Source organism: Psychrobacter urativorans (assembly GCF_904846695.1).
In the GTDB taxonomy this organism is placed as follows: Bacteria; Pseudomonadota; Gammaproteobacteria; order Pseudomonadales; family Moraxellaceae; genus Psychrobacter; species Psychrobacter urativorans.
Genome location: NZ_CAJHBR010000004.1, coordinates 62235 through 80279, shown reverse-complemented (window position 1 = coordinate 80279; position 18045 = coordinate 62235). Strand labels below are relative to the sequence as shown.

Here is an 18045-nt window from a genome sequence, read left to right as displayed (position 1 = left end):
CAAATAAATAAAGATAGCACAAAAAAGCGGGTCACTTTCGCAACCCGCCCTACTTTTCTAAACTCTAATGCTACTGTATTAAATGCGCTTTAAGCTCAAGCACTTTATCACGAGTCTTCGCTGCATCCTCAAACTTAAGATCACGTGAGAATTGCTTCATTAGCTTCTCTAAACGATTGATCTCTTTTGCGAGCAAATCAGGACTGCGTAAGATACTAATATCGACGTCAGGCAGATTACTCTTAACCGGTATCGCTTGGTTATCATTAGCATCGAGGTCTTCACCAGTATCAATCTTATCAGTGACATTACGACGTGCGCCCCTCGGCGTAATATTATGCTCAAGGTTAAACTCGATCTGCTTTTCACGGCGACGATCAGTCTCCTCAATGGCCCGTTCCATACTCGGGGTAATACGATCGGCATAGAGAATGGCTTTACCATTTAGATGACGCGCCGCACGACCAATAGTCTGAATCAAGGCGCGCTCAGAGCGCAAAAAGCCCTCTTTATCCGCATCAAAGATCGCTACTAGCGACACTTCAGGCATATCAAGACCTTCACGCAGCAAGTTAATGCCAACTAACACATCGTGAACACCAGTACGCAGCTCATGGATAATCTGCGTACGCTCGACGGTATCGATATCAGAATGTAGATAAGCGACTTTGATATCGTATTCTTTTAGGTAGCTCGTCAAATCCTCTGACATACGCTTAGTCAAAGTAGTAATCAATACCCGCTCATCTTTGGCGCTGCGCTTAGTGATTTCTGATAACACATCATCGACTTGGGTCAGTACTGGACGAATCTCAATCTCAGGATCAATCAGACCCGTCGGGCGCACTAACTGCTCCACCACTTGCTCGCTATGCTCAAGCTCATAAGCGGCAGGTGTGGCACTGACAAAGATAGTCGTCGGCTTGATACGCTCCCATTCTTCAAACTTCATCGGCCGATTGTCCATCGCACTTGGCAGACGGAAGCCATAATTGACCAAGTTTTCTTTACGTGATCTATCGCCTTTATACATCGCCCCTACTTGCGATACAGTCACATGCGACTCATCGAGGAACAATAAAGCATCGTCTGGAATATAATCGAACAACGTCGGCGGTGCCTCTCCGGGTGGACGACCCGATAGATGCTGTGAGTAGTTTTCGATACCGTTACAGTAGCCAAGCTGCTGAATCATCTCTAAATCGTATTGGGTACGCTCTTTGAGACGTTGCGCTTCGATTAGCTTATTGTTCTGACGGAAATACTCCAAACGTGGCTCAAGCTCAGCACGAATAGTATGACTGGCAGCCTCCAGCTTATTGCGTGGCGTCACATAATGCGATTTAGGATAGATGGTAATGCGGGGCACGCTACGCACCGTCTTACCAGTGAGCGGATCGAACCAAGATATTTTTTCCACTTCATTATCGAATAAATGCACTCGCACGGCCAATTGTTCAGACTCTGCTGGATAGATATCTAAGATCTCGCCGCGCAAACGATAAGTACCGCGGCCAAAGTCCAGCTCGTTACGAGTGTACTGCATCTCAACCAGACGCTTAATCATCGCTGTACGATCAATCATATCGCCAACTACGATATGCAGTAGCATTTTTAGATAACTTTCTGGATCACCAAGACCATAAATACAAGATACCGAAGCTACAATGATCGCATCACGGCGCTCTAGCAAGGCGCGCGTCGCCGATAGACGCATCTGATCGATATGATCGTTGATGGCACTGTCTTTTTCGATAAAAGTATCACTAGCCGCCACATAAGCTTCCGGCTGATAGTAGTCATAATAGCTGACGAAATACTCGACAGCATTATTAGGAAAGAACGCCTTAAATTCACCATATAGCTGCGCCGCTAACGTCTTGTTATGCGCCATAATGATAGTGGGACGCTGGCATTCAGAGATGACCTTTGCCATCGTAAAAGTTTTACCAGAGCCGGTTACTCCTAATAATAGCTGCTCTTTCATGCCACTATTAATACCTTTTACCAGCTTTTCAATCGCTTGTGGCTGATCTCCTGCTGGCTCAAAGTCGGTAACCATCTCAAAGGCACGACTCGATATCTGCGTTCCTGACGCATTAACACCAACAATTTCAGCTTCGCCTTGCAACTGAGTGGCTAATTGATTTAACTGACGCGATGAACGCGGTTCGGGCATACGCATAAGGTCTTTCTTCGTCAATAGGTTTATAACAATGTGGGGGCTAAGGCATTATTTTTAAAGGTAGTTTATAGCGTTTATCAGGATTATAAGTATATAAATAGCGTACTGTTTAAAGCTTGTTAATAGTGACTAGTAAGGGCGGTTAATACTAACTTTTAAACGCTATTAATATTAAAACTAGCGTCACTAATAGTAAACAATAACTAGAGCGTACTAGCGTTGTATAGGTGCTATATTACAAAAGGAGCGCTTAAAAGGTAAGTTATATTTTAGAGGCCATTATTATTTAATAACCAGCAAGGAATACATTATGAAAGGCCATTGTTTGTGCGGTAGCATCACTGTAGAGTTAGAAGACATCAATACTTTTGAAGCTTGTCATTGTAGTATGTGCCGACGTTGGGGTAGCGGTCCTCTAATGGCCGTACATAGTAATTCAGAAGTCACTTTTACCGGTCAAGAGTCGATGACCGTTTATCAATCCTCAGCTTGGGCAGAGCGCGCCTTTTGTAATAAATGTGGTACTAACTTGTATTACCATCAGCTCGGTGCTGAAGGCTATGTACTATCTTTAGGCTTATTCCAAGATCATCCGAACTTCGATTTTGCCAGTCAAATATTTGTCGATCAAAAACCAGCCTACTACGAGTTCGCTAACGACACCGAAAACCTGACTCAACAGCAACTATTTGATAAGTTCGCTGATAAAGGCATTAGACCACAGGATTAAGAGACTGATTGACAGCTAAAATTATTCATAAGTTTAGTGATTATATATTAAGCCTTATGTATTTTAATTAACCAGCTGTTCTTAGCTGATTTTATTACCTTGATCGGCTTACTTTGATTACATAGTATCTATAAGTTGGTCGTCAAATTTACAAAGCTTTTCACGGTTAACAAAGTCATTACACGACCACTAACTAACTCCTAACGCTTAGGGGTTTAATCATCGATACAAGCTGCTATTATCAGTACTGAATTAATCAATGACAACAAAGCATTCTATTACTAGCTGCTTACTGCAATTATCAAAAGTGAGCATTATCTTAGCGTCTTTGTTGAGTTAAAATGACAACCTATAATAATTTAAATTCTAATAATCTAATAAATAGTGGAGCTTAAAATGAGAGAACGTTACGCAAGTGGAATAGACGACGCAACTGCAGAAAAAATGATTAACTTATTGAATGCTAACTTAGCCAACTTAATTGACTTAAGTATGGATAGCAAACAATGTCACTGGAATCTACAAGGTAATGGTTTTATTGGTGTGCATCAGTTACTAGATGATACTTATAGCCGTTTGACTGAAGCCTTTGATACTGTTGCTGAGCGTATTGTTATTCTAGGCGGTAAGGCCAATGGTATCTCTAAACGTGTGGTTGAAGATTCTATTTTAGAGACTTACCCTACTGATATTACTGACGTTGATCAGCATGTACGTGAACTGACTAATCGTTATAAGCAAGTTGCTAAAACTTTACGTGAAGGTATTGATGCAGCGGGTGATGCTGGTGATGAAGATACTGCTGACTTATTGACTGAAGTTAGTCGTATAGTAGATAAAGATGCTTGGTTCATCGGTGCTAATGCTCCAAAAAAATAACTTTATTTTAATGGGCGCTTATTTCATCAATAACTGACCTAGAATGAAGCGTAGACAATAAAAAAGGTTATCTTAATTGATAACCTTTTTTTGTATTTTATATAATGACTGGCCATAAAACCTACTGGCTTTACTATTTAGCAGTTAGTGCTTTAATATCTGCAGCCATACGCGGCATGATATCCTGAGTTTTTTGTATACTAGTCTTCATAATAGTAGGCATAACTTGGCTAGTTACTTTTGCTAAGTAGTCTTCCATAATAGCTGGCTGTTTGTTAATGATGCTCTGACCTATAGCGCTACTATAAAAAGTAATTTGAGCATCGACTTCTTGTTGATTAAAATGCTGCTTAGCAGAGTCAATATAAAAACCCATAATTTGTTGATTAAAGCTCTGCATGTCAAAGCTACTAGCTATCTCTTTGCTATACTTATTCACAATATTATCGAACTGCTGGCGCTGATTTTCATTCAAATCATCCTTGGGCATCGCTGCTAACAATCCCTGCATAACTTGCTCAGTCACTCTGCTTTCGCTAGTCATATCATCCATCATTTCGACCACTTTAGTGACTTTTATTAGCTTTAATAAAGAGGCTTCGGTTGGGACAGCAGCTTGTGCAGACAGCGTTGGTACTGCCATCACCGTCATCGCACTTACTGTCAATGACAGAGCGACTGCGCTATTTCTTAGTAAGGACTTCATAGTATTTCCTTGCTTTTATATCTGACTATTATTGGCTGTTAATTCTTAGCTTGTGCTGTTTTTAGTTAAGCACAAACTAGTTAGCACTTGCTACAGTATATCTTTAATTATCTGCTTCATTTGCGGTATTAATTGACTAAGCTGCTCTTTAGTAGCACTCATATATCTCTCATTGGGCAGTGACTGTTGCAAAAAGGCAGCCGTTACTTGTGGCCGCTTGGCCAAAATACTTTGACCGACTGGGGTATCATAAAACTTAATCTGCGCATCAACTTCGGCTTGGCTATAGTAAGCTTTTGCAGCAGTGATATAAGCTTGGGTCATAGTTTCAGCATCAGTGGCCTGATCAATACCCTCGCCCATAATCTTAGTATACTGACCTAAAATCCCCTGAATCTTAGCCTGTAGTTCACGCTGACGCTTATTTAATTTATCACCCGCTGTTGGTTGCTTGGCATTAGTGGCTTGGCTGTTGATAATATCAATAGCTGCTTGCTGACCATTGATGATGGCGGTTATTTGCTCATCAATATGCATCACTTGCATCAGCTTAATAATAGAAGTGTCTGAGGGCGGTTGATTATTGCTAACTTGGGGAGTATAAACTTGAGAGCCCATGTTTTGCTCTACGCTATTGATCTTTTGACTGGGCTGATCATGAACAATCAATTCAGCATAGGCTGGGGTCATAACTGCTGTACTGGCAAAAGCTACCCCTATTGACACTAGCAATGCTGATCTGAATGCTGATTTTGCTGATGGCAATGAAGTAGTCACAGGACTAGCAACTACTGGCGAATAATCAAGGCTAAGGTCTTGTGCCTGCTCAGCTCTAGGGCTCATATCACTCTCTCGTTTGGATGGTTTAACTGAAATTATTTGCCTGCTTTGCAGCTAATAAACTGACTATTAGTATAAATAATTGGTTTTATCGGTGATGCAGCAGCTCAACCTCTTTTGTACATAAAGGCTTAGCGTTGGGTACCGATAAGGTCAAGATCGCCTCTTGAAATAAAGGATTGGCTCGGAATTGGTTTTCTATAGTTTCAAACTTATGAGCGATGCTATCTTCATGTTGATCACCAACGAAGTTTACCGCGGCGACCATAAATATCTTCTTCGGCCCGACCCACTCTAAATGCAAATAAGAGACACTTTCAACGTCATCTGACACTAATAATTTGTCTAATACATACTGATGAATACTGTCTGATACTCTATAACCGACCAAAAAATCCCGATTACGGCTGATCAAAAATATCGCCACTGCCCCTAATAATATACCCACGATAATAGAACCTAAAGCATCCCAAATCGGACTACCAGTATAAGCGTGCATCCCCATCGCTGCTGCAGCAATCAGCAGACCGATGACTGCCGCTGAATCTTCGAAGAATACCCCACGTAAAGTAGGATTAGAAGTATCGATAACATAATCAATAGCGCTAACGTTTATCGCTGCCCCATGCTCTTTGCTTTGTCGATAAGCTTGCAGCAATGAAAACCCTTCGAGTACAAAGGCGACTGCCAAAATCACGAAGGCGACAGTATAATTGGTCTCGGTCTCGGCCGCATTCCATTCGCTAATACCCGTATAAATAGAGACAATAGAGCCGGCCATAAATACGCCAAAGGCCGCTATCATTGACCAGACATACGACTCTTTTCCATAGCCTAGCGGATGGCTAGTATCGGCAGGTTTTACCGCCTTTTTTTCTGCAATAAGTAAGAATACCCCGTTACCGGTATCCGCCCATGAGTGCGCCGCTTCGGCAATCATAGAAGCGGAGCCCGTTATAAAAGCGGCAAATGATTTGGCAATAGCGATCAATAAGTTGGCACCAATAGCGATCAATACGGTGATTACTGAGCCTGAATGCCGTTGCTTGTTATTGGGAGCATCGTTAGAGGTATTATCAGTAATGCTGGCGTTATCCGACTCTTTATTAGAGTAGATGCCGCCTACGCCGCGAGCGTTATGGGTTACAGCGGTATTATTAGTATGCAAATGCGGTTTGGCGACTGATGGTTTTAGACTCATGCTAGACTCAATAAAGTATGGTGATAAGACAAACTAAGCTTTATAGTTGCTTTAGCCTAAAATAAGTGGCAAATTTTATCAGTAACTTTTTAGTGACTCGTAGTTGATGCTGGTGATTTGAGAGGGCGAACTAGCCCTGTCTATCAGCAAGCATTTATTGCTAAATGCTTATTAGTATAAGTAGCTAACGGTGAATGCTTAGCTAAATAAGCCAAGCTTACACCGCTTGGCTGTTAGTAGGCTATTACTAGTAGTAGGCTACTAATCCTCTTAGGATATCAGTCACTATCGATTTTAGTCTTGGACTCATTACTGAGCTCAGTATGGGACTAATTACCATTTTCATGATTGACCGCTAGTTCACCAACCATGCTAGAGATATCACAGCTAGGGCGACTTGAATTTTGCATGTGCAGCTGTTTACGATCTAAGGCGGCATCAAAACGACATTGCTGCATCGGATTCTTAATATCTAGCGGCGGTATAGGGGTAGGTTTACCGTTGTCATCGATAGCAACCATAGTGAAATAACAGCTATTAGTATGGCGAATAGTACGTGCTCGTACATCCTCCGACTCTACCCGAATCCCTACCTCCATCGATGTTCTACCGACATAATTGACACTAGCGGCAAAAGTCACTAACTCACCTACATAGATAGGCTCACGGAACATAACTTGATCGACTGATAAGGTGACCACATAACTACCGCTATAGCGGCTGGCACAAGCATAAGCCACCTGATCAAGCATCTTTAGCAAGTCGCCCCCGTGGACATTACCAATGAAGTTAGCCATATCGGGGGTCATTAATACTGACATGTAAAGTTCGTGATTGAGGGGCGCTTTTTTGGCAGTAGATGAGGTGTTGTATTGTGGCATAGCAGTCCTTAGGGAGGTTTAGGTAGGCTCAGATGGGCGCAGTTTAGCTTGGCTTTATTACTAGCTTGTAGCTGATTGAAAACTTAGCAATGTGAATAGATATTGATTTGACAGCTCTGCAACTTTGGCAATATTGAATAAGGCTAACCATAAACTACTTGCCAGCAGTGCTGCTATTATCACTAAGCTTTAATTTTACTATTCGCTATAAAACCAGACTAACGTTAGCGCACACTGCATAGAAAAAGCGTAACTCAGTTCCTTGAGCTACGCTTATTTTATTTAAGAGTGTAGTAAAGAATTTCCCATCATACAACTATTTAACCGCTGCTACCACTGCTTAGCCTGCGCTAAGCACTATATAATTATTAAAAACACTATTTAGTTTAACCAATTGAAGTGATAGGCCAACCATGCCACAACCGCACTGACCGTGCCCGTTAGGATACCACCCCAAGCAAAGTCGACTAATGCTGTATCGAGAGTGAAGCCTTTATATAGAGCTAAGTTAGTAAAGTCGTATGTACCATAAGCCATCAGTCCAATCAAGCCGCCTAATAAGAAAATATGGCCAATAGAAGCTTGAGCCTTAATCTGCGGATATAAGATGAGGATGCACAGCGCTAGGACATAGAACAGATAGAACACACCAGCAGCCATCATATTAGGCTCATCAGCTAACAAATGACCAATACGCTGTTCATAGAACGCGCTTTTCATCGTCGTTAGCCAAACGAAATCAATGCCCAAAAAGATGGCGACCGCAGCAAGATAAATAAATAAGTAACCCATAATAATATCCTTATATGATGACAGCCTAGTGTCAATTATCAGTAGCGGTTAGAGCAGACAGATGCATAGTGTCAATATTATTAGGTTTAACCGCCGTCACTTGTACTACCCCAATCGTGCGCTCCAAGAAGCCTCCTTCGCAGTAACAGAAATAAAACTCCCATAAGCGGATAAAGGCTTCATCATAGCCAAGCGCTTTGATCTCTTGACGCTGATCCATAAAGGCTGCTCGCCAATCGCGCAAAGTGTAAGCATAGTCAAAGCCATAGTCATGTAATTGCTTGATGACCATATCAGTCTGTTCAGTAAACTGAGTATTCAGCTCTTGATTCGATAATAAGCAACCGCCAGGGAAGATATGAGTCTGAATAAAATCTACTGAACCTAAGTAGTCTTGGTAGTTTTGATCATTAAAGGTAATGGCTTGCAGCACCATCAAGCCAGTAGGCTTAAGCAACTCATTACATTTGGCAAAAAACGTAGGTAAATACTCATGCCCTACTGCCTCTATCATCTCAATACTCACTAGCTTGTCATAGTGCCCAGTCAGCTCACGATAGTCTTGCTTGAGCAGAGTGACTTTGTCCTCTAGTCCTGCTTGCTGCACCCGTCGTTGCGCTTCTTGATATTGCGCATCAGAAATAGTCGTCGTCGTTACTTTACAGCCGTAGTGCTGCGCAGCATAAATCGCAAAACCGCCCCAGCCCGTACCGATCTCAATCACATGATCGTCCGCACTGAGTTGCAGCCGTTGGCATATCAACGCCAGCTTATGCTGCTGTGCTCGAGCTAACGAGGTCTCAGGCGTTGGATATACAGCGGATGAGTACATCATCGTATCATCTAAGAAACGCTCGTACATAGCATTGCCCAAATCATAATGGGCTAAAATATTTGACTTTGAACCTGACTCATCATTATTACGCAGTTGATGCTTCGCCCTCTCAAAAGTCCTGCTAACCCCAGCAAAGCGGCTTTCAAGCTTATTGAGTACTGCCAAGTTACGAGCCGCTAATCTTATAAGGCCAGTCAGATCTTCAGTATCCCATTCGCCATTGATATAGCTGTCAGCTAAAGCAATAGAGCCACCGAATAACAGTTGACGATAGACACTGCTATCATGGATCGTTAAGGTCACCTGCAATGGATGACGGCCAACCGTCGAGCTGTTCAAGGTAGCGACAGTATCAGTCACCGCTTGCGCCTCAGCACTACCGAAAGTTTGGCTATTAGGCACCCCTTGCTCAAAATCTTCGATGAGAGTCAAACTACCAAACTGCAGGTGTTTTAATGCCTGAAATATCGCCTTTCTAGCCAAGTAATTAACACTAAGACTTACCGGCTTCAGCATAGGCTTAAGGACAGCGCTATCATTAACGGTCTGGCTTAAACGGGCATTGAGCTTACCTAGTCTTGAAGTGGGCGTACGATTTGTAGGGCTTGCTGGCATATGACTAGTATCCTGTCTAAGTTTGGCTAGGCATTAATACAGCTTAGTACAAAGCTATAGTATGCTAAAGGAAGTATAAAAAAATGCTTATAAAACAAAGGTAATCAATAATTATAAAGGGAGTAAAAATAAGTGGTAACTACCCTAAGAGTAATTACCACTCGTCTACCCTAATCTTTTATAGTGATTCAATTGTGTCTCACCATTGAGCCTATGGGTAATCAGTGCTCGCTTTACTATTTTTGGTTTGGCAAAACTTTTTCGATACCTTGTAAGGCACAGCTTTCATCTTGTACAGCACCACCTGCGCCCCCACCAGCGATAGCGCCGATTACTTCACCAGCAAATTTGATCGGTACACCGCCGCCAATAAGTAGCAAGTCATGGACCGTATTTAAGTTACTTGAATCTGGATTAGCTCGAGCATTGTTAGCCAGAGTACGTGAAGCGGTTTTAGTTGATAGAGCAGTATAGGCTTTACGAATAGCTGCATCAGTATTGTGCGGACCAACATTATCATCACGTTGCAAGGCAATTAGATTACCAGCACGGTCAACGACTGCTACTACCGCAGACTTACCTTCTGCATGACAAGCTTCCATAGTCGCTTCAACCAGCTGATTGGCTAAGGCTAATGAAATATTTGACTGTTGTAATACTAATTTAGATTTGGCACTTGTAGTTGTAGTTGCTGCTACCACATTCGTTGCACTAGCTAATACAGCTGCAGCGAATAAAGCTTTAGATAAATGCTTAGGTAGTTTTGATAAAAGGGTCATAAAAATCCTAGGATTATTGCTTATTGATATAAAAGCACAAGTAAATGAGAACGCAATAAAAGGATACCTTATAACTGTTTAGTTTTAATTATCAAAAACGTAACTAAAGTAAGTGCTGCTAACAAATAGCCTGTGCTGGTTACACATAATAGTCGTAGATTTATGGTTTAGCGCTGTTTACTATCAGCCAACTTTTCATCATAGCCGACATAAGGTACTTTTTTGATAGCATAGAGTTTAAGGGCGTGCCAATATATTCGAGTTAGCGAGGTGATATTCATTAGAGGGTTTTTAGCCAAACTGGCCCGAACAGCAGGCGCACTCATCGGTACTCCGCTCATCTTAATACCCGTCTTCAATACTTCACCACGCACATCGCTGATATTAATAGCGATACGAACTTGCAAACCGCCTAATAGCGACTCATTGGCTTGAGAGTCAGCGTTAGTACGGGGCGCTGTATTTTTCAGGGTACTGTTTTTGATATCATTGATAGTGTTTTTTATGGAAACTTGCCAGCAATACTGTTGATCGATAGGATTAAAAGGTGACACATGAAAGTTTTTGTCATGACAGAACTCGCTATCTGCACCTTGTAATAAAAATCCATAATAGTGACGCTTATCCCATGGAGTATTAGATACTTCAGCCAATAAATGACTCGGTATTTGCAGCTCATCAAAACCTAAATAAAAATTCACTGGGCTAAAGTACAAACCCGCATTACGACACACCACTAAGCCCAGCATATCACCGGTAGGGGCACTACCCGTCTGCTCAATAAATGCCGCATTTAAGCGGGCTAATAGCTGCTCATTGGCAGCTTGCAGTGACACTTTGTTATCACGGTTAATATGACGCCGAGCTTTACGCTTATTTTTATCTTGCTCGACTTGCGCTTCTTCGTTGTCCGGCTGATGTAAATAATCGCTAGGACAAAACTGCTGGATAGCGCTGTGCTTTGCTGAAAATAAGGCTAATACGTTTAGTCTGCTATTAGCAAACAGCCGACGGCTTAGTAATCTATACTTTACAGAGTCAAGCTTTGCGGTGGGCTCAGTTGCTGATGTTGGGTCAGTGTATAACCCTACCTCCGGCAATGGCTGTCCTGCTGCCAGAGCACTGATATTGACCCCCCAATAGCGGTACGGATAAGCAAATTTGTGCACACTAGGGAGTAGCCGACTGTGCCATGTAGTGCCATGAAACAGTAAATGAGGCAAACTAGGAGCCGAGTCTAAGCAGCTGTTATTGTCTAGTACAGTATCAGAGGCATAGAAGGTATCAGCACACATAAAACTCTCTCTTATAGCGATATTATTAGCTTATATTGTAAGTGGGCTGACCTGTATTTGGCCAAATCTTTTATTTAGCTAGAGCTTTTTTATTAATAAGGCGGGCCAGCAAACCTTGTTTTTTCTGTTCAATCATCTTATCGGCAGTAGGTTTTAGAGCCGCTATATAGTCATTTAGCTCTTGGTTAGTAGTCGCAGTAACCACTTGACGCTTGCTGAGCTTACGAGCTGACTTGTCTGCCTTGATAGGTAAGTCTTGATAACGAAAGGGCGTGTGAGCGCTTTCAGCATCGGGTAAGTGACTAGCATCTACCTCATCTTCGATAGTAATAGTACTGCCTAGTGACTGGCAGACTCGTAGGCCACTGCGTACCCCATCTTCATGAAAGCCATTAAACCAGTACGCACCGCAAAAGTGGCTATGTGAACCGTTGCCAGAGATTTGTGCCCATCGTTCTTGCGCCGCGATCATAGGATTGTCAAAGACCGGATGGCTATAATCAATAGTCTTAATCACTTGCGCCTCATCAATACCTTTATTGAAGGAAGTATCTAAGGTCGCAGGATTAAGCGTCACCAAATAATTGTGCTGCTTAGTCAAACGCTGCAAGATATTCATGTGGTAAGTCAGAACCGGTTTAGTAGCTGGCTGACGGTTTTCATCGGCTGGCTTCTCAAGCAGGTAGTTCCAGCTCGCCCAAGCTAACGGTCTTTTTGGTAATATACTGCTATCGGTATGCAGTACTGCCGTATTGCTAGTAAAACGGAAGTGACGCAATACTTCGGACTCGATATTACTAGCATCAGCTAACAAGCGTAGCGCTGTATCAGCGTGACAGGCAAAGATCACCTCATCGAATATAAGGGCTTGTGCTTCACTAGTATTAGCAGTAGGACGGTTTATGTCCTTGTTAGCTTTTGTATTAGTGCTGGCGGTATCACTTTCGCTATTAGAGACCGTGTTTATAACGATAGCAACTTTACCGTCTTGACGAGTTACTGACTGTACTGGGGTGTTGATCCGCACTGTGCCGCCAGCTTTTATAAAGCGTGGAATAAGCTTATTGACATAATGTTTAGAACCCCCTTTTATGGTGAACCACTGTGGGCGATTGACCACATCTAACAAGCCATGATTATCGAAGAATTGCGCAAAGAACACTAAAGGAAAGTCAGCTACTTCCTCTAAGCTAGTTGACCAAATCGCTGACACCATAGGCAGCAGGTAGTTATCAGTAAATAGCTTGCCGTAACGTTTACTGGCTAGATAATCACCAAGAGTTTGCTCAGTGTATTGATTAATATCTTGCCCTGCCATGCGGGCGCTCTCAAAGTCTTTACGTAGCTGCTGCACATGCTTATTAAAGTGCAATATATCTTTTATAAAGCGCCAAAACTTAGGATTCAATACGTTCTTTCGTTGTGACAATAAAGTATTAACAGTATGGCCATTATATTCAAAATTTAGAGCGGTGTTTTTTACCGAAAAGCTCATATCAGTAGCTTGAAAAGGTACCTTTAACTCATGCAGTAAACGAAAAAAGTTCGGATACGTGCGCTCATTAAAGACAATAAAACCCGTATCAATTGCACTTTTTTCTACTTGCTTCGACTTCTTGCCTGCTTGCAACTCGACATCGATAGTATTGACATGACCACCGATATAATCGCTAGCTTCAAATATAGTTACTTCATGCAGCTTAGCCAAATAGTGAGCACAAGTCAGCCCTGAAACCCCAGAGCCAATGATGGCTACACGCTTTTTTGAGCTAGTGTTACTGACTGTATTATTGCTACTAGCCATGGCGCTTGACGACTTACCCTGTTTATCTGGCGCTGCTATGGGAGCCGCTTTATTAAGCTTGTTTTTTTTAGAGTTGCTTTTACCACCGATAAACGACATACGGACTTTTCCTTGATTGTCTTTAATTTACCACTCTAGCTGAGCTGGCTAGTTTTGACTTGCTAAGACTATGGCTATAATAAAAGCTATATTTCAATCTTTTAAAGACTAAAGTTAAATAGGTTTAAAGGAGCAAATATAGCTGTAAAATTTATCGCGGCATTTATTAGCAGTTAGAGCACTATAGTAATAAGGTGAGCTAACAAACTTGTCATCCGCGAGTTATTTTTTATTAAGCTTTTGACTGACTTGTTGCCAAACCATATCGGGCAGTGTGCCTAAAGTTTTTAGGGGGATGGTTAGTTTTTTAGGGAATTCAATAACCTCATCGCCCTTATTAATACCGGCTCGAATAGCTTGACTGGCCTGTTCTGGGGTTTGCAAAAACGGCATTGGAAAATCGTTTTGCTTAGTCATAGGCGTTTCTACAAAACCTGGCACTACTAGGCTCACAGCAACATCGTACGGTGCTAGACTAATTTGCAAGGTTTTCATTAGATAGTGAATAGCAGCCTTTGAGCTACCATAAGCTTCTGCTCGGGCAAAAGGCACATAAGCGGAGGCTGAGCCGATACCGACTAAGCGCCCTTTTGAGGCAATAAGCTTCGGTATAACCCCTTCGATAGCATGCGATAAGGTGCCCATGTTCACCGACATGACCTTCATAAATACTTCACTATCGAAGTTTGGCATATCCAGATACTCACAAGTACCCGCCCCACAAATTGCTAAATCGATTTGCTCAATTTCTGCAAAAGCGGTAATTACCTTTTGCCGATCCATCAAATCGAGAGCAATAGCTACTGCCCCTAAGTCTTTAAGCTCGGCCAAGGACTCCTCATCACGCCCAACAGCATAGACCCTATGAGCTGAGCTAAGATAATCTTTTGCTAACTGCTTACCTATGCCAGAAGTGGCACCAGTAATAACGATGTTAAGCTTATTGCGAGAGTCAGTCATTATAATTTTCCTGTTAGTGGGCGGTTAAGATAATCACCCTACCTTCCGTTAAGGGTGAAGCCAGCGGGGCTCAATAGCTAATTAGTGTCAACCTTTATTGCTAATGTGAGTATGGTTTATCATAGCCAATTAATCTTGAGTGAAGGTGTCGTTATTGTAGTCACTTTGCAGGTAATGATGAGCGGCCAGTTATTTCACTTACAGTTGGGATTTATACTATGACTCTCAACTTTATATTGCCTATAAAGCTATGAGCGTTTGCTGATATATTGCCCAAATTAACTACATTGTTTTCTGTCAGTAGCAACTTAAGACAGGGTAATATCTACATGCTACAATACGGCGACCTAAAAACTAAAGAGCTCTTTACAAGGGTTTCGCCTTGGTTATAAGACTCCTATTATAGTTTGCTAAGTCTGCAGCGCTTTTATTGCCTTCTGCCAATAGCTAAGTCCATATAAGCCGTATCTACAGCATCCAAATCCATCCACTTTACTGATTTTTACAAGGATTTCTCATGAGCGAATTGCAACTGTCTGACCGTGTTAACAGTATCAAACCTTCCCCTACTCTTGCCATTACCAATAAAGCCTCAGAGCTCAAAGCAGCTGGCAAAGATATCATCGGTCTAGGGGCCGGCGAGCCTGATTTTGATACGCCAGAACACGTTAAACAAGCAGCGATTGAAGCCATTAATAGCGGTTTTACTAAATATACGGCAGTTGATGGTACCCCAGGGCTTAAAAAAGCGATCATCGAGAAGTTCAAACGCGATAACGATATCAGCTATGAGCCCAATGAAATCTTAGTATCCGTAGGCGGAAAACAGTCGTTTTTTAACTTAGCCCAAGCCTTTATTAATGCTGGCGACGAAGTTATTATTCCAGCACCTTATTGGGTCAGCTATCCGGATATGGTTATCATCGCTGAAGGCGTGCCAGTCATCGTTAAATGTGACGAGGCGCAAGATTTCAAAATCACTCCTGAGCAGTTAGAAGAAGCTATCACTGACAAAACTAAAATGTTAGTGCTTAACAGTCCTTCTAACCCAACAGGTATGATTTACAGTTTAGAAGAGCTAAAAGCGCTTGCTGAAGTCCTTAAAAAGTATCCGCATGTCTATGTAGTGTCTGATGATATGTACGAGCATATCCGCTGGACTAAGGACAAGTTCTATAACATCCTAAACGCAGCACCTGAGCTTAAAGAGCGCGCTATTATCTTAAATGGTGTCTCTAAAGCTTATGCAATGACTGGTTGGCGTATCGGCTACGCCGGTGGCCCTGCTAAATTGATTGGTGCTATGAAAAAAGTACAATCACAGTCCACTTCATGCCCAACTTCAATCAGCCAAGTGGCAGCAGAAGCCGCTATTAATGGCGATCAAAGCGTATTACAGCCTATGATCGAAGCTTTTGAAAAACGCTGTGACTTAGTAGTGAATGGCTTAAATGCTATCAAAGGCATCACTTGCTTACGTCCAGACGGTGCTTTTTATGTTTATCCTAACATCAAGCCGTTAATTAAAGCTGCTGGCCTATCTTCTTGTACTGAATTCTCAGAATGGTTACTAGAAAAAGTAGGCGTTGCGGTAGTTCCTGGCGATGCTTTTGGTCTAGGTGGCTTTATGCGTATCTCTTATGCTACTGATGAGGCAACTTTAAAAGACGCATTAGCTCGTATAGAAAAAGCAGTTGCCGATCTAGATGTTCCTAGCTTTAAAGTTGCTGAATAACTAATAGTAGGGTTTATTAGCGGTTACTATAATAGTTGCATCAGGACGTCCTAAATAGGGCGTCTTTTTTTAATGAATATTTAGTCATTAAAATCAATGAATTAACTGGCTATCGTGCTTAATAACGCTTGAAAATATTTAAAATTTAAAAAAAAGGCTTGACCTATTTTTTATCTTTGCTAGAATACGCCCCACTTAGCAACAACTCATAACAGTAGTTACTAAGCTTAAGGTAATAACCTTTTATTCCTCAATAGCTCAGTTGGTAGAGCGTCGGACTGTTAATCCGTGTGTCCCTGGTTCGAGCCCAGGTTGAGGAGCCAAATTTTAGCAGTTATTTATAGCTGCATTGAATCATATTTGATTCGATTATGGCATATGCCAAGACCCTCATCACTTTGATGGGGGTTTTTTTATGGCTGTTTTTTGCAGTGTTGCTTATGCCTGTTGTATAGGGTTGCTTATGCATGTTGTATATAGTTACCTTTCATTAGGCCTCACGCTACCTATCTGGGCTGTCCATTAGCTTTAACTACTCTACTGCTACCTCATTATTTAAGATTTTCACCTTATAAAAGTGACTTATTATTCGCTAAGGCTAGTTTTTTATAATTAATGCATTAATAAGGTTGACAGTCTGTGCCTACTTGGCTAAAATGTGCGTCACGTAACGAGGACTAGATCATATTTTTGCATCTATTAAGTTCTTAGTTATGACCAGTTATTCCTCAATAGCTCAGTTGGTAGAGCGTCGGACTGTTAATCCGTGTGTCCCTGGTTCGAGCCCAGGTTGAGGAGCCATATTATAAGAAGCCTTCATCAAACTATGATGAAGGTTTTTTTATGTCTGCTATTTTAGCGACTGTGGTGTTTTTTTGCCTGATTTTGTTGTATGGTAACTAAGAGCTGTTGATTAGCGCCTTTATTCATACTGTAAATTGCATGGCGCAGTCTCCATATATTTGGGACTACTAGTCTAATAGCTGCCGAAATTATAATGTTAGCTAGCCACCATTTTCGCTGAAGATATTTATTCCTACTCATCAATAGTAATGGTTTATTATGATACCTGTACGTATAAAAAATAAGTTCTCTGATCATCCGCAAAAAGTCATGCGTCCTATTAGTATTCGTCTCTCCGAGGAGATGATTGAGCTATTGACTGCTACTTCATCGGAGCTTGGCTTTAAACGTATCCAAGGTTTGATTCGCTTGTATATTCGTCAAGGTCTCGATCGTGACCATCAGGACTATACCTTAGCGCATGATGAGGTGTTTATTGAGACTCTACGTAAGCGCGGAGTTAGCCAACGCATCATCGATGAAGCTATCGTCGTAACCCACAATAACAATATTACTCACCCGCTATCTAAGCTACAAGATTCAGAAAAATAGTAGTAGCTGACTGTTATCTATTGCTATTGAGTTTAAGTATAGGCGTAGGCATAAATACAGTTACCATCAGTGCCTCAAAAAGATAAACAGTAAGGCTAAGTTTGCTTAATAGCGCTTAGCCTTTTTTTTGTCCGTCTTTTGGCAACTTTAGCCATTGAAAGCTAGTAACAGACTAAGGCATCTGCCTATGAAGTCTAACAAAATATATAGTTACAGCTAAATACTAAAAACACGGTATATTAAATAGCAGCAACAAAATATCTAGGGGCTATTTATAATTACTTATTTCCACAAGTAATTGAGTCAACTGAATA

The 18045-nt window shown here is 41.7% G+C and carries 15 protein-coding genes and 2 tRNA genes; 6 read left to right on the top strand and 11 right to left on the bottom strand.

Features of this window, described 5'->3' with window-relative positions:
• Nucleotides 1–70: 70 nt before the first annotated feature.
• Nucleotides 71–2185: an excinuclease ABC subunit UvrB gene (uvrB, locus tag JMY09_RS04710; protein WP_201622444.1), complete on the bottom strand. Its 2115-nt coding sequence runs from the start codon at nucleotides 2183–2185 to the stop codon at nucleotides 71–73.
• Between the two features lie 310 nt (nucleotides 2186–2495).
• On the opposite strand from uvrB, the gene JMY09_RS04705 reads away from it, so the two are divergent.
• Both JMY09_RS04705 and dps read left to right on the top strand, forming a co-directional pair.
• On the top strand, nucleotides 2496–2915 hold the full coding sequence (locus tag JMY09_RS04705) for a GFA family protein (protein ID WP_201622443.1): 420 nt from the start codon (nucleotides 2496–2498) through the stop codon (nucleotides 2913–2915).
• A 396-nt stretch (nucleotides 2916–3311) separates the two neighbouring features.
• A complete protein-coding gene (gene dps / locus JMY09_RS04700) occupies nucleotides 3312–3794 on the top strand; it encodes a DNA starvation/stationary phase protection protein Dps (RefSeq protein WP_201622442.1) in 483 nt (160 codons plus the stop codon).
• A gap of 133 nt (nucleotides 3795–3927) precedes the next feature.
• On the opposite strand, the gene JMY09_RS04695 is transcribed toward dps, so the two are convergent.
• The 10 genes from JMY09_RS04695 to JMY09_RS04650 form a co-directional block, all read right to left on the bottom strand.
• Nucleotides 3928–4500 carry a DUF2059 domain-containing protein gene (locus JMY09_RS04695; RefSeq protein WP_201622441.1) on the bottom strand — a complete coding sequence of 191 codons (573 nt, stop codon included), beginning with the start codon at nucleotides 4498–4500 and terminating at the stop codon, nucleotides 3928–3930.
• A 90-nt stretch (nucleotides 4501–4590) separates the two neighbouring features.
• Entirely contained in the window at nucleotides 4591–5343 is a 753-nt protein-coding gene (locus tag JMY09_RS04690) for a DUF2059 domain-containing protein (RefSeq protein WP_227677166.1), read from the bottom strand.
• 85 nt (nucleotides 5344–5428) lie between these two features.
• Nucleotides 5429–6541 carry a cation diffusion facilitator family transporter gene (locus JMY09_RS04685; protein ID WP_201622440.1) on the bottom strand — a complete coding sequence of 371 codons (1113 nt, stop codon included), beginning with the start codon at nucleotides 6539–6541 and terminating at the stop codon, nucleotides 5429–5431.
• Nucleotides 6542–6870: 329 nt separating this feature from the next.
• A complete protein-coding gene (locus tag JMY09_RS04680; RefSeq protein WP_201622439.1) occupies nucleotides 6871–7422 on the bottom strand; it encodes an acyl-CoA thioesterase in 552 nt (183 codons plus the stop codon).
• A 381-nt stretch (nucleotides 7423–7803) separates the two neighbouring features.
• On the bottom strand, nucleotides 7804–8214 hold the full coding sequence (locus JMY09_RS04675; RefSeq protein WP_201622438.1) for a DUF2177 family protein: 411 nt from the start codon (nucleotides 8212–8214) through the stop codon (nucleotides 7804–7806).
• 31 nt (nucleotides 8215–8245) lie between these two features.
• The gene (locus tag JMY09_RS04670; RefSeq protein ID WP_201622437.1) at nucleotides 8246–9664 is read right to left on the bottom strand and encodes an SAM-dependent methyltransferase; all 1419 of its coding nucleotides are present in this window, start codon (nucleotides 9662–9664) and stop codon (nucleotides 8246–8248) included.
• Between the two features lie 236 nt (nucleotides 9665–9900).
• Nucleotides 9901–10443 (bottom strand): GlcG/HbpS family heme-binding protein, encoded by a 543-nt coding sequence (locus tag JMY09_RS04665; RefSeq protein WP_201622436.1) that lies wholly within the window; start codon nucleotides 10441–10443, stop codon nucleotides 9901–9903.
• 167 nt (nucleotides 10444–10610) lie between these two features.
• Nucleotides 10611–11738 (bottom strand): DUF1365 domain-containing protein, encoded by a 1128-nt coding sequence (locus JMY09_RS04660; protein ID WP_201622435.1) that lies wholly within the window; start codon nucleotides 11736–11738, stop codon nucleotides 10611–10613.
• Nucleotides 11739–11808: 70 nt separating this feature from the next.
• Nucleotides 11809–13641, bottom strand: a complete 1833-nt coding sequence (locus tag JMY09_RS04655; RefSeq protein ID WP_265087998.1) for an NAD(P)/FAD-dependent oxidoreductase — start codon at nucleotides 13639–13641, stop codon at nucleotides 11809–11811.
• A 222-nt stretch (nucleotides 13642–13863) separates the two neighbouring features.
• Nucleotides 13864–14601 (bottom strand): SDR family NAD(P)-dependent oxidoreductase, encoded by a 738-nt coding sequence (locus JMY09_RS04650; RefSeq protein WP_201622434.1) that lies wholly within the window; start codon nucleotides 14599–14601, stop codon nucleotides 13864–13866.
• 517 nt (nucleotides 14602–15118) lie between these two features.
• Here JMY09_RS04650 and JMY09_RS04645 point away from each other — a divergent pair.
• The 4 genes from JMY09_RS04645 (at nucleotide 15119) to JMY09_RS04630 (ending at nucleotide 17731) form a co-directional block, all read left to right on the top strand.
• Complete coding sequence (locus tag JMY09_RS04645; protein WP_201622433.1) at nucleotides 15119–16336, top strand: pyridoxal phosphate-dependent aminotransferase; 1218 nt, start codon at nucleotides 15119–15121, stop codon at nucleotides 16334–16336.
• Between the two features lie 247 nt (nucleotides 16337–16583).
• Nucleotides 16584–16659, top strand: a tRNA-Asn gene (locus tag JMY09_RS04640).
• A gap of 402 nt (nucleotides 16660–17061) precedes the next feature.
• Nucleotides 17062–17137: transfer RNA gene (locus tag JMY09_RS04635), tRNA-Asn, on the top strand.
• A 261-nt stretch (nucleotides 17138–17398) separates the two neighbouring features.
• The gene (locus JMY09_RS04630; RefSeq protein WP_201622432.1) at nucleotides 17399–17731 is read left to right on the top strand and encodes a CopG family transcriptional regulator; all 333 of its coding nucleotides are present in this window, start codon (nucleotides 17399–17401) and stop codon (nucleotides 17729–17731) included.
• The last annotated feature ends 314 nt before the right edge of the window (nucleotides 17732–18045 follow it).